Source organism: Treponema vincentii F0403, from assembly GCF_000412995.1.
In the GTDB taxonomy this organism is placed as follows: Bacteria; Spirochaetota; Spirochaetia; order Treponematales; family Treponemataceae; genus Treponema; species Treponema vincentii.
Window position 1 is genome coordinate 2,145,140 of sequence record NZ_KE332512.1, and the last position, 13,291, is coordinate 2,158,430.

At 43.3% G+C, this 13,291-nt stretch carries 12 protein-coding genes; 7 read left to right on the plus strand and 5 right to left on the minus strand.

Annotated features, from left to right (window positions below; translation table 11 throughout):
- Nucleotides 1-7: 7 nt before the first annotated feature.
- Genes HMPREF1222_RS09825 through HMPREF1222_RS09850 form a run of 6 tightly spaced genes read left to right on the plus strand, consistent with a single transcriptional unit; the run spans nt 8 to nt 8,345 of the window.
- The gene (locus tag HMPREF1222_RS09825; RefSeq protein ID WP_016519275.1) at nt 8-589 is read left to right on the plus strand and encodes a Gp15 family bacteriophage protein; all 582 of its coding nucleotides are present in this window, start codon (nt 8-10) and stop codon (nt 587-589) included.
- The gene (locus HMPREF1222_RS09830) at nt 589-3,246 is read left to right on the plus strand and encodes a hypothetical protein (protein WP_016519276.1); all 2,658 of its coding nucleotides are present in this window, start codon (nt 589-591) and stop codon (nt 3,244-3,246) included. The genes HMPREF1222_RS09825 and HMPREF1222_RS09830 overlap by 1 nt, the downstream gene beginning before the upstream one ends.
- Nucleotides 3,243-3,578: a hypothetical protein gene (locus HMPREF1222_RS09835; RefSeq protein WP_016519277.1), complete on the plus strand. Its 336-nt coding sequence runs from the start codon at nt 3,243-3,245 to the stop codon at nt 3,576-3,578. Before HMPREF1222_RS09830 ends, HMPREF1222_RS09835 begins: the two co-directional genes overlap by 4 nt.
- Nucleotides 3,575-4,036, plus strand: a complete 462-nt coding sequence (locus HMPREF1222_RS09840; RefSeq protein WP_016519278.1) for a hypothetical protein — start codon at nt 3,575-3,577, stop codon at nt 4,034-4,036. The genes HMPREF1222_RS09835 and HMPREF1222_RS09840 overlap by 4 nt, the downstream gene beginning before the upstream one ends.
- A gap of 18 nt (nt 4,037-4,054) precedes the next feature.
- A complete protein-coding gene (locus tag HMPREF1222_RS09845; protein WP_016519279.1) occupies nt 4,055-4,429 on the plus strand; it encodes an NlpC/P60 family protein in 375 nt (124 codons plus the stop codon).
- The gene (locus tag HMPREF1222_RS09850) at nt 4,407-8,345 is read left to right on the plus strand and encodes a phage tail protein (RefSeq protein ID WP_016519280.1); all 3,939 of its coding nucleotides are present in this window, start codon (nt 4,407-4,409) and stop codon (nt 8,343-8,345) included. Before HMPREF1222_RS09845 ends, HMPREF1222_RS09850 begins: the two co-directional genes overlap by 23 nt.
- Here the strand turns inward: HMPREF1222_RS09850 and HMPREF1222_RS09855 are convergent.
- From HMPREF1222_RS09855 to HMPREF1222_RS09870, 4 genes are all read right to left on the minus strand, one after another.
- A complete protein-coding gene (locus HMPREF1222_RS09855; RefSeq protein ID WP_016519281.1) occupies nt 8,342-8,842 on the minus strand; it encodes a hypothetical protein in 501 nt (166 codons plus the stop codon). The genes HMPREF1222_RS09850 and HMPREF1222_RS09855 overlap by 4 nt on opposite strands.
- Before the next feature lie 71 nt (nt 8,843-8,913).
- Nucleotides 8,914-9,342 (minus strand): protein-export chaperone SecB, encoded by a 429-nt coding sequence (locus HMPREF1222_RS09860; protein WP_016519282.1) that lies wholly within the window; start codon nt 9,340-9,342, stop codon nt 8,914-8,916.
- 1 nt (nt 9,343) lies between these two features.
- Nucleotides 9,344-9,715: a hypothetical protein gene (locus tag HMPREF1222_RS09865; protein WP_016519283.1), complete on the minus strand. Its 372-nt coding sequence runs from the start codon at nt 9,713-9,715 to the stop codon at nt 9,344-9,346.
- On the minus strand, nt 9,712-10,113 hold the full coding sequence (locus tag HMPREF1222_RS09870; protein ID WP_016519284.1) for a hypothetical protein: 402 nt from the start codon (nt 10,111-10,113) through the stop codon (nt 9,712-9,714). The genes HMPREF1222_RS09865 and HMPREF1222_RS09870 overlap by 4 nt, the downstream gene beginning before the upstream one ends.
- 443 nt (nt 10,114-10,556) lie before the next feature.
- Here HMPREF1222_RS09870 and HMPREF1222_RS09875 point away from each other — a divergent pair, with 443 nt between their 5' ends.
- A complete protein-coding gene (locus HMPREF1222_RS09875; protein ID WP_016519285.1) occupies nt 10,557-11,945 on the plus strand; it encodes a tyrosine-type recombinase/integrase in 1,389 nt (462 codons plus the stop codon).
- A gap of 358 nt (nt 11,946-12,303) precedes the next feature.
- Here the strand turns inward: HMPREF1222_RS09875 and HMPREF1222_RS09880 are convergent, their stop codons facing one another.
- Nucleotides 12,304-13,110, minus strand: coding sequence for an Rpn family recombination-promoting nuclease/putative transposase (locus HMPREF1222_RS09880; protein ID WP_016519286.1), 807 nt, complete (start codon nt 13,108-13,110; stop codon nt 12,304-12,306).
- Between the last annotated feature and the right edge of the window lie 181 nt (nt 13,111-13,291).

A 13,291-nucleotide genomic window follows, 5' to 3' on the forward strand; every position in this document is an offset into this window, starting at 1 on the left:
GCGTTTAGTGATCGATTTAACCAAAGCAAAGCTCCCCGAAGCGATAGAAGTTTCGGGGGCTTTTTACCGCATTCATACCGATTTCCGCTATTTTATCCGATTGGGACAGGTGCTAAGCGAGAAAGGCACAAAGCCGATCGACTGCGATTTTATGTTTATTCAAGAGTTGCCCCCCGATAAAATAGCCGGCATAAAGGCACTTGTCGCTTTTATGAACCCGCCGCACATTTTACCCCGGAAGAGTAAGCGCGAGGATTCTGGCGCTCCGGTACTCGATTATACCATTGACGCCGATTTAATCTATGCCGCCTTTATGCAGCAGTATCATATTAATTTAAGTACCGAACCTCTCCATTGGCACCAGTTTAGCGCACTGTTAGCAGGCTTACGGGACACCAAGTTAAATGATGTTATCGGTTTTAGGCTCTGGGAAAACACGAGCGGTAAAAAGGACGAGTACACCCGCGCAATGCAACAGCTCCATGACGCATGGGAAATCGAAGTAAAGGATGATGAAGAAGATGCCGCCCTTGCCGAGTTTGAAGCGAAATTAAACGGATTGCAGAAAAAGAAAAAAGGAAAAAGATAATGGCAGACGGTAGCGTAGAAATTAAAACTGAATTGGGGACTGAAGGTGTTGAAAAAGGCGTCAAAAAAATCAATCAAGAAATAAATAAGATTGAAAAAGAAGCCGAAAAGACGACGAAAAAAACGGCGGGCGACTTTAAGAAACTTGATACCGCTATGCAGGAAGCCGCCGGCACCGCCTCAGGTCTTGCATCGAAAATTAGTAACGCCGCATCCGCTGGTAGTGTGTATGTTGCCGCGGCCGTCGGGGCAATCGCCGCAACAAAGAAAATCGGCGAGGTAATGCGGGAATGTACCGACGCATTCCATGTGCAAGAAGATGCCGAAAACGCCTTAGCGATTGCCGCACGGAACAACCCGTATTTAGACGGGCAAGCAGTCGCAGGTTTAAAAGCATTCGCAAGTGAATTGCAATCGGTGAGCGAAATCGGAGACGAAGTAAGCCTTAATCTTATGGCACAGCTCGCAGCCGCAGGGCGTACCGAATCGCAAATCAAAGACATTATGAAGGCAGCTGCCGACTACGCAGCAGGAACCGGCACCGATATACAAAGCGCGGTACAGACCTTAAATGCCACTTTTTCAGGGCAGGCCGGTGCCCTTGGAAGACAGATTGAAGGTATAAAAAATCTTACAGACGAACAACTTAAAAACGGAGATGCGGTAAAGCTCATCTCCAAACACTATAACGGCTTAGCCTCTGAACTTGCCAATGTAAAAGAACAGGCAGAAAATGCAAAAGGCGATTTTAAAGAGATGATAGGCGCTCTTGTCGCTCCAGCCGTTGATTTATGGGATCGATTCTGGAAAGGCTTTTATGAAAAAGGCACCGCCGCGATGCAGTGGCTTAAAAAACGGCTTGACTTTATCAATACTGATAACGATGCTTTTTTGCATAATATGCTTGAGCGGATGGACTATGACCCTGTAAAGGAAGCAGAAAAACAGCGGAAGCGGGATATGTACAAACCCGATCCGAATGATGCGCTTGACAGCGGAGCGGCGGCATATAAAGCGGTTGAAAAATGGTATAAAAAAGCAACGCCTACAAAAAAGCTCGAAGATTCTTCTGTTGAAGAGCTTGAAAAAATAATCGAGCAGCTACAGTTAAAAATAGAGCTTGCGGGGAAGTTGGGCGAAAAAGAACAAGAACTTTTAGAAAAATCAACGGCATTGTTGGCGCAAAAAGAAAAAGCCGAAAAAGATAGAATTGCGACCGAAAACGCCGCAGCAAAAGCAGCGGAAGATAAAGAAAAAGCACAAAAGACCGCCGACGATTACGCAAAGGCAAGCAATGCGCAGCTTGAGAAAAATATTAAAGCCCTTGAGCTTGAAGCAAAGGCAAAGGGTGAGAACGTCAAGGCTCAAGACCTTTTCAATGTCTATCTGAAATCTTATATCGACTTACTTACGAACACAGAAGGGGCAATTAAAGAAGGATACCCAGTTGCACAAAAGCGATTGGAACAGGTGATAAAGGCGAAAGAAGCCGTTGATGCACAAACGGATGCGGAAGGAAAATTACAGGCAGCGATTAAGGCAACGAATGCGGTAATAGACACCATCAAAGATATGAAAATAGCGCCAACGCCGCTTGAAGGTTTCGATCAGCAACTTATGCAATATAAAACCTTGCAGGAAAAAATAAAAGCCTTAGACGACGGGGATATTGCAAAAGCGCAAGAAGGAAACGAGACAATATACACGAAAGAGCAGCTTTTAGAAAACTTAAAAGAAAAAGAGATTGCCCTTGAAAAAGAAAAAATACGGACAATCGCCGGTATGCACAAAAGCGAAGAAGATGCATTCCGCGAGCGGCAACAGCAGCTTTTAGACCTTAAACGAGCAATCGACGAAAGCGAGGTTTTAAGCGAAGAGGAAAAGGAAAAAGCGAAAGCAGAGATAGACGAAAAGTATGCGCAAGCAAAAATAGAGCGCGCCCGCGCCGTTATGGAGCAAGTCAATCAGTACACGCAGCAAGCCCTACAGGTTGCGCAAGATGCCGCAAAGCTCATGCTTGAATCAATTCAGAACGAACAAAAGCTAGAGCTTGCCGCTCTCGACGAAAAGTACGAAAAAGGCGAAGTGTCGGAAACCGAGTACACCGAAAAAATGAAAGAGATAAAAAAGAAAGCGGCGCAAGAAGAATACAAGGTTAAGATGTTTCAGTGGACGGCTTCCATGCTTGCCGCCGTCGCAAATATTGCCGAGGGGGTAAGTAAAACGATTGCGCTCGGCTTCCCTATCGGGCTTGCCACCGCTCCGATTGTTGCAGCAGCCGGTGCGGTACAAATTGCTTCTATCGTCGCAAGTAAGCCAATCCCTCCGAATTTTGCACACGGCGGTATAGTGGGTGGCTCCAGCTATTACGGAGACAACGTCAACGCGAATGTTAATTCAGGCGAGATGATTACAAACTTTCCGCAGCAGAAGCGGCTTTGGGCAATGCTGAACGGAGAGAGGCAATATAAACCCTCTTTCCCTATCACCGTCAATAATACACAGTCAAACCGTGTCAGCGCGTATGCCCAAGAGCAAAACGGAGAAGTGTTTATAGAAATTATCGATAAGCATATCAATAAAGGTTTTGCAGACGGCACCTATGATAGAGGCTTTGCCGGTATGCAAGCGCGAAGCGCAGGGGTAAATATTCAATGATTACGTTCCCTTTTCCGATTACGAAACTGTACGGCGTTCAAACCGGATACGTCGATAATGCCGTAAAGCAGCAATATGATTCAGGGCGCGTCGTCGCATGGCAGAAAAATACGGTGGTAAAGCGCAAGTATGCCGTATCCTGCTCCGTGACACGGGCGCAGGCTCAAATTTTTGACGAATGGTACACCAAAACCCTCGGCGGTAACGGCCAACCTTTTAGCGCTCCGAACCTCGAAGGATCGGCAGTGCAAACAGTATACCGGATGGATAGCCCGCCGACGATTGAGGGGCAAGCGTATAAAACAATATCGATGGAATGGATAGAAGTATGACAAAGGCAGAACTGTTTCAATCACTCTCCTCTGGCGGCGCGTATGCCTTGCCGTATTTAATTACTATCCATCATCCGAACGTCGGGACGGCGCACTATATCAATAATAACGAGGACGTAACCTATCACGGGGCAACGTATGAAGCCTCCGCCTTTAAATACACCCGCCCTAAAACAGTCGGCGGCGTCCTGCAGAACGGAACCCTTGAAATCACCGGCGTTAAAACATGCGCCCTCGACATGGTAGAGGCAAGCGATGAGCTTTTCACCGTTGACGTTATCGGCGTACTCGACGCCGCAGAGGATATAACACCGATTCGGTACTTCCATCATCAATACGGCACCGTTACCACCGACAACGGTTTAAAAGTCGTTATCTCGTTTACCAATGATGATAGACTTGAAATGAATTTCCCGCCGTTTATATTTGACGCCGACAATAATCGCGGAAACGCGTAAAAGAATGACTATAGTAGTATGATAGAAGTAAACGATTTAATCGGCACACCATATAAAGACCACGGGCGGGACAAAGGGGGCTATGACTGTTACGGCCTTTGTATCGAAGTCGCCCGCCGCGCGGGGTATCGGTTGGACGACGTATACTATGAAGATCACAGCGTACATTTAAGCCGTCTTCACGCGCCGACGCTCAACGTACATAAAATTGACGCGCCGAAAGAGGGCGCGCTTTTAGAGATGGAAACGCATACGGAAGCGGGGACGGAATTACACATCGGCGTCTGTTTGAACGAAACCGAATTTATTCACATGACGCGGCTCGGCTGTCGGGTTAATCGCATCGGAACTTTTAAAGTAAGGGGCATTTATGGCATTGATACACGTTTATAATAGCATCGGGCAGGACGTAACAACGTATGAAACGTGCGGCGTTTTAAAAGATGCCCTGCCCTCTATCGACTGGGAACATGCACTTATTTTGAAAGCGGGTAAGGCAGTTGCGCCTGATTATCTCCTGCAGGATGATGACATAATTTTTATCCGTATGATTCCGGCTACGGGGGCGGAGTTCCTTATTGTAAGTATGGTGCTTCTTCTTATCGCGGGTGTTGCAGGTGGTATTTATACCGGAGTACAGCTCTATAACCAACGACAGCAGCTTGAGGCATTGCAAAAAGCGCAGAAAAATGCAAAGGCAAAGAATGCTATAGAGCAGCTCCCTTTTGTTAAAGGTGCGCAAAACAGGGCTGCAACCGGTCAATATTTCCCTTACACTATCGGAGAATCGTTATTCACTCCGTACCTTTTATGCCCATCGCATTACACCATTGAAGGTGCACGCGGAGAGGATCAGTATTTAAACCTTGTCTTAGAATGCGGCTTTAATGATATTCTTATTAAAAAGCTTCAAATGAAAAACACGTCTGTTAAAACGTGGAATACCGAAACTCCGCAAAACGGTGTATTCAATTTTGATGCGGGAACATACTACGATAGCCGCAACCGTATCGAAATTAGGCAGACCGGAGATTTTACCATCGATGCCTTTAATAAAAAGATTATCGGCGTAGGGGTAAATAAGCAGATACCGCATGAACACGCAGGAGATGACGCAGAAGAAAATGCACGCATTGAAAAAGAATGGAAAGCGGGCGTTGTTCAGGAATTAGCATCGCACCCGATGGCGGTTGAGGTTATTGTCCTTTTTGATGGACTGCGCAGGTATGAAGACGATGCGTGGAAATCGCAAAGTGTAACCCTTCAGGCAGAATGGACAAATAACCCCGAAGACACCGAGCCGACATGGAACGCTTTTGATTCAGGGTTTGTTCAGAATGGCACCGTCTCGAATACATTCGAGTATAATACGAAAAAGCAGATGCGCTATTGCGCAACGCAAACCTTTACCGCAAGCCAAGCATACGGCAAGAAAATCAGCGTACGGCTTAAGCGTCTTACCCCCAAGGCAAAGAGCAACAGTCAAGAAAATGTTATTCTTTTAGCCGTACAGACTACTTGCTACGATGCAAAAAAATCAAGCGCAGCAGCATTAGTCGCCGCTCAAGTGTTGGAAGCTGACAAGCGCGATAAATGTACAAGGATTGGTATCCGTGTTATTGCAAACGAAAACACCGCCGATATGCTCGATAGCTTTTCCGTTATTCAATCCGGCGCCGCTCGCACATGGGATAAAGATACTCGTGCATGGAGCACCACGAAAGCGCCGACACGGAACCTCGCTTCATGGACGCTTGAAATCCTTACCAGCCCCCACCATAAGCCGAGCCAATACGCCGATGATGAACTTGATTTAGCTTCTTTCGGCGCATGGTATGAGTATTGCGAAAAGATGGGTTTTTATGCCGATGGCGTTATCACCCGCGGTGAGAAAAAGAAAAACACGATCGATACTCTCTGCCAAAACGGAAACGCCGCCTTAATCTATAACGAGTTTACCGGCAAGATTGAAGCGGTAATCGATAACGGCCGCCCGTATTCGGTAGCCCTTCTTAACAGTGAAAATATTATCAGCATACAGACAAGCAAAGATTTCAAGCGGAAAACCGACGGTAAAAAGGTTACCTACATAAACCGAGATGCAGGATACGACGCCGATAGTGTCGTCTTTATGCGAAACGGCAAAGAGTACAACCCCGAAACCGATACCATTACTACTACCGCCTTAAAGTATATCACCGATTATAAGATGGCATATAAATACGTCTGGCGACAGATGGCAGAAGAAGCAGCTTCTCCACGTACCGTCGTGGTAAAGGTTGGGGCAGAAGGCGCATACTACCCGCTTTTTAGCCGCGTTGAAGTCCAACACAGAGCCTTACCCGTCGGCCTCTCTCATGCCGTTGTTAAGGAGATAAAATGGCACGACGGCTTATTAAAAACAATCACCCTTGACGGATATGTCGATTTTCCAGAAGGGAAACGGTGCGGCGTTCTTATTCACTGCATCGATAACAAAGGGCATGGTATTTGTGCCATTGAAGTTGCAGGCGTCGGAAAAACCGACACGCTGAAAGTCGTTTCAAAAGTGCGACAGTCTGCCGATAGTATTCCGCATTCAGGCGATGTATTAAGTTTCGGTATCCTCGACGCAGACGGCGGCTTTCAGGCGGTTACCCGCACAATGAAAATCGTAAACATAGAACCGGCAGACCACGGTTATAGCTTAACCTTAAAAGACTACAACCCCGCCCTTTACGAATACGGAAACCTGCCGGAGTATAAAAGTAATATTACCTATATTCCCGATGGCAACCCGAAGCCGCACACTCCCGATAAAGGATACGTAACCCGCGACGAATTGAAAAAGGTAAACGAGCAGGCGGTAAAACAAGCAGCCCTCGAGGCGGCCGCAAAAGCCGCGCAAGCAGCGATTGACGTAATAGCCCGCGGCGATACTTTTTCCGATGTCTTTCAACTGAACGGGTACGGAACCTCTCTTGAAGCTTTGATTGATAAAATGGACGAGGACGCCCGCAACGCCAAGGACGGATTAAGCATTACTAAAGACGAAATATTACTGAAGGTATCGGATACGGAAGATGCGCTCCGCGCCTATCTTAAACTCACGAAAGAGACTATCTTAGCGCGGGTTGAAGATGATAAAAATCAGCTCAATAGTACCATCCTGCAAACGAAAAAGGCTATCTTAGCGCAAGTTCGAGATGATAAAAATCAACTGCTCGGTAAACTCGATGTACAAGCTGGCGCGCTCCATGCCCTCGTTGAAGGCGGCGGGGCAGCCGGTCAAATGGCTTTAACCGTCAACTTGCCGGTTATCATCGACGATGCAACCCGCCAAAAGCTAATTAAAGCCAGTACCCTTGAAAAAGTCAACGCCGTATACGCCAAGGTAAAAGATACCGACTATTACGGCATTAAAGGCAATGCCGGAGAAGATGCGATAAAACCGCTCTGGGAAGATGCCCGCCGCGCCGCATTACTGGCAAGTCAAATCAGCCTTGAAGCAGACCAGATACAATTTAAGTCAAAGAACGTGTTTGTAAACGGGAAGCTTAAAGCAGACTATATAGATGTCCTTGAGCTAGCGGTAAAAAAGACATTTACCGAAAAGCTGATTGTGCAAGCACTACTTATCGATACGGATGATAAATCAGACAAAGATTTTGAAGCATGGTTTGATAAAACGAACGGGTTGAAGATAAATAATAAAGGGGATGAGATTTTTAGGGTTGATACGGCGGGGAATGTCTTTGCGAAAAACGCGAATTTTGAAAATACAACATTAGTAAATGGCAGTTTCTCAGGAAATATCAATACGCCTGTCTTTGAAGTTAGTAAGGTTCAATCAAAAACAAAAGAAGTAGCTATTAATACAGATGAAACTTTAAAATCAGTGTATTCAAGAGCAGGCCGTTTCTATTATGAATGTATAGATAAAAACAAAAATATTGATTTGTTTAAAGCGCAATTGCTCTATATGGATTATAGAAATAGCAAGCGGAAAATACCTCTATATCTAGCTGGCAAAACATACTGGGTTGATGTTACAGTTGATCAAGATGTTTATGAACTTTACTTATACACGTACGAAGACACTCTAAAATATTGCTATGTTGAAACATTATCAAGCACTAATACAAGCGTGATACCCATTGGCGTGAATGCCGATGAACGAGTTCCTAAAAATATTCTGCTCGGCGTAAAAGACGGTAGTAGTACAGTAAAAGTCAAAAATTTGCCTACCATCCCAGGAGAAACCGGAAGTCTTTACACCTACACAATCCCTTTTCTTGGTGATGTAAAGATTTTATGCGTCAGCCCTTAGTGCTTTATAATAATTTTCTTATCTTGGATATCCACCTTTAAAATAATACTATCCGGGACAGAAACTGCAAGCAGCTGTATTTTTTGAGGATTAAATATTTGTACAGAAGTCGTTTGCTTCCCATTAAGCGTTTGAGCATCAAACAAACTATGTATATCTGATAAAATTACTTTTTTATCAATCGTATTATAAATGGTGAAACTAACAGGTAGGGCATTTAAAATCTCATAATGTGTATCGGTAACTTTATTCAAATAATTACGCCCAATACTCACAAGCGAAACATCACCATTATCGTACATAGGCAACGAAAGGGATTTACCTGAATCTACTGTAAATTTATAAGATAAAATTTGTTTTTCATCCTCTTTAAAATTTCTTGCATCAACTGTTGCAGCATAATCAGATTTATTTTCAATGATGGTGTCTTTTGTTTTGTACATTTGGCACCCCGCCATCGTTAACACCAGCAGCAATAAAACAGCAATCTTTTTCATAGGTCAAACTCCATTAGGTAAATTATAATTTAAACCCTATGCAGATATAGGGAGAAGTAATAAGCATAAAACTATTTTGCGCTTATAGTGCCAGTTATCTTGCCGTCTTGATCTTTTAAAATTGCCCGCATGTTGATCGGAGGGATTCTAATCGGTGGCAGGCCTGCTTGAACAGTAGTTGTAGAGACCATCTCTCTAACATAGGGCAATAGGAGCGCTGCGGCATTACTTTTGGCGAATTCAGCAATATCCATATTCTCCTTGCCTTCTACGTATGAGAATACGCCTATCATAGCACAGTGTAATTTGAACACATCGTTTTTATCAGTAACATCGCATACCAATTCACAATTCATAGACTTCTTATCGGGAGCTATTGAGCTGGTAAAGGTGAATTTGATGGTAATATCATAACTTGCAAGCTCTGGCTTTCGTCTGAAAAACAATTCTTTTAACAGTACGTTATCAAACCAAATCCCCGGCTGTTTTGTTGTATCCATATTATGCAACCTCTAAACAAACATCACTATCAAATGCTTGATAAGCTGTTTCTGCTAATGTACTATCCGTACTTTCCCAAAAAGGAAGGAATACATTTGCCGCGACATAATCTAATGTCGACTGGAATTGTATTTGTCCGTATTTTTTCCCTTCCTCAACGATAAATAACACATTGTAAATATTTCTCGGCCACAGCAATTCAAGGCTTATATTGGTAATAAGTTCTTGAAATTCGGAAGAATAGTAAGTCTTGTTATCATCAATGGAAAACATAATAGCCTCATCATCGGTAATTACACTTACATTAACGGTTGGGAATTTCTGTTGTATCATATCTTTAATTGTATCAATCCAAAAAAAATCATTGTTCATTGAGCTGCCTCCAGAATATTTAAAACAATCTCCATCTCATTAAGAGAGGTTAAAAACTCCGCCTCTGAAATATTCTTTTCTTCATAATCGGCTATTCTTCTTTTGTAATAAAGGTTATCGAGCACATGTAATTGTGCTATGTTTTTAACGGTATTCTTATTATCCAGCAAACATTTAAACAGCGCAACCTTTATTGTTCCGTGAGAGAATGGTCGTTCATGTGATTTGTTAATTCCCTGTAAAAAGGCTTGGTAATCAAACCGTTTATCCAATAAATACTTTTTTATGCTGATAAAAGCGCAATAATATGCCCTTCCTGCACCGATATTAAATGCAGAAATCTCTTTACACTTTTTTAACATCCGATGATGTTCATCTATCTTTTCAGCATAACTCATAAGATACCTGTATATAGCTAATTATACCTTAAAAATATAGATTTTCAAGTCCGATATATCTAATTTCACCTTAATTTAGTAAGATTTTGACCTGAAAACAAGTTTTTTTTATGTTTTTATTACTTTTTCCTTTTCGATATTTTATGCATTCCCGATCCTTTTTCAAGCCCTCCAGCCTGACTATAGGGGTATGAACGAAGAACTTACATTGATGCAGCGACCTATTTTTACCCCTGCACAAACCCAATGCGTACCGGCGCCCCTTCCGCTTTTCGTTTCGGAACCGCAAAGAACGATACATTTAATTGGCGATAATGCTGAACCGGTACAACCGGCGTATTGCCGGTAATATCTAGCTATTACGGAGGTTTTTATAAAGAATACTGCACTCCATGCCGATAGAGCTGCTGGGAGGGGATGTCTACTTTTAGGAGGTATCCCTTATGCGTAAACCGTGGAGTATGCACAAACGAAAAGGCATTTATCAAACACAGCTGTATGACTACACAAACAAGAAGTACCTTACAGCCAAAAGCACCGGTACAAAAGACCGGAATGAAGCAATACTCATAGCCTATCGGCGGGCGATGGAATTTGATAGCGGTATTGCGACAGAATACACCGAATGGGTTAAGAACGTTTCAATGATAACCCTTTCTAATGAAAGACAGCCGCTTAATGCTGAAATAGCAACGCTGGTACAAGCTGCCTGCCAAAATGCTGTTAATCAGGCCTTGCAAAACATTCCCTACAGCAAACAAGCCCTACCGTTTCCGTTCGTACCGGATTACGAAGATGTGCCCGAAACAATCAAGCCGCTGCTTGATCGGCTTCCAACACTTACTTTTTATGACTATCTCTTACTGTATTGGAACTATGACGAAAGTCCTGATATAAAAGAACGCATCAGCAAAGGCGAAACCCCGCCGAACCCCGAACGCTTCCGGCAGTCAACCGGAATACTGAAAAAATATGCCGCCAACATTCCTTCTTGCCCGCTTACCGAAATAACCGGTTTAAAGATTGATGCTATGCTCGGTGCGATTAGGAATGCCGGTAAGCTCAAAGAACAAACCATGAAAAACATCAGCTATATTTTTATTCAACCTCTGCATTTTGCCTACCGGAACAATCTGCTTGCCCGGGACGTTGCGCAGCAGATAACCCCTGTTTCAAAAAACACACGAAAGAAAGCGAAGAAAGAAGCAGAAAAAGTAATTTTCAAAACAGAAGAGATACAGCGGCTTTTTAATGCCCATGAAAACCCGTTCGGTTCGGAAACTTATAGACTGGTCAACGAATTGCTTTTTAAAACCGGCTGCCGTATCGGGGAGTTGCAAGCTCTCCAGATGCAGGACGTTATAAAAACAGAGCAAGGCTATGTACTCAAAATTGATAAGAACTATTGCAGGGCGGGAAAGCGGATCAAGAGCACTAAAACGGAACGGCGCGACCTTGTGCCAATATCTGCCGACCTCGCGGCAAAGCTGCTAGCGCACATCGAAAAAAGCCCTTTTAAAGACATACCGACGGCGTTTGTTTTTAGCTCCGCAAAAAATGCGTATACCCCACTCTGTTACGAAAGTATCAGCAAGGATTTTAACAAGACGATGATTAAGCTCGGTATAAAAAGAACGCACTTAACCATTCACAGCTATCGGCATACATTCGCGACTTTTTTACGCATGGCCGGATATTCGGAAGAGCAACTCCGGTTTCTGACGCGGCATGATAGCATAGTAGAAGTACACCGCTATACCGACCACTACACGCCTGATATGGATCAGCTCAAGTATCGGGCGGCCGCCGATATTGAGCGTCTTGCAGCGTAGACAGCTATAGAACAGCTTAACACATACAAAGTTCTCGCCTACTGAACGGCACTGGATACGCCTGACAGGTAAGATACATGCAAATAATTTGCAAAAACAGGCTGAAAAGCCATAAAAACCGATAAAAATTATCAAAAAGATGCCAAAAACACAAAATCATGCTTGACAAGAGCGCGCACATAGCTTAGTATAAAGACAGTTAGAGAACACAATGTTTTTGTAAGACAAAGTGTAAGATAACGAGTTAAAAATATGTACTAAAAACGCCCCAAAACGAGCGTTTTTGCCTATCTTTTAGCATTTTCCCTTGGTGCATAATTATGAATTATGAATTAAGAATTGAGGAAGTAATTATGAATTATTTCATCGCTTCCACTTCTGCTTTGGTAAGGCCGGTCATAAGGCAAATTTCCGCCTGCGGATAATTCCGTTGAAGCATGAGCCGCGCCGTTTCGAGCGCTTTTCGGCGGGAACCTTCGGCAAGGCCGAGAGATTTACCTTTAGCTTCGCCTTCATCAAAGGCATCCATCAGAGCTGCCGGTAATACGTGATATTCTTTTCTCAGCTGTTCGTTGCATTTTACTGTCTGTATCATCTTTTCTATCCTCCCTGTATATGCTGTCGTTACTTTACCGGTTTTTACGTACTGTAAAAAGCCTTGTAATTCCTTATTATCTGCGGCTCTAAACGAGTTCGCATTCAGTATAATCTTTTTTGTCCCGTCTCGTAAGGGGATTCTTTTGTCTTCAACACAGATATTTTCAAATGTATAAACAGCTCTGTTGCTGCCGATAGGATCAAATAAACAAACAAAGATAATAAAGCTATCGTTGAGTGCTTTATAGGAATAGCCTTTATCTAAAAAAGCAACATCCAGCACCGCTTGATAATACCGCATCCGTTTCGCTATGTTATACTCATTTCCAACTTGCATTTCAATATCGTAGGATGTACCCGAGCCGTCTTTTACCAGTACGTCCAGTCTGACAGTTTTTGCTCCGGAATTAGCGGTAACGGTATTCTGGGACGATAGATAGGTAATTTTCTCGATCCTAACACTAAACAGAATCTCAAGAAATTCTCTACAGATAGGCTCATATTCCATAACTTTACAGAACATGAAATCGTCTGAAATAGTTAGGTCTTCAAAAGGTTTTTGTGTCATTTACGCCTCCTATAGTCCTTATGCGACTTTCGGAGAGTTTTGGCCGGAAAAATAAGGAAAATTCTTCAATAATTCATAATTAAGAATTAAGAATTCCCGAAACTGGATATTATCACCGAGGCAACCAAATTATGAATTATGCATTCATAATTATGAATTAAATTCTCCCTTAACAAAAAAA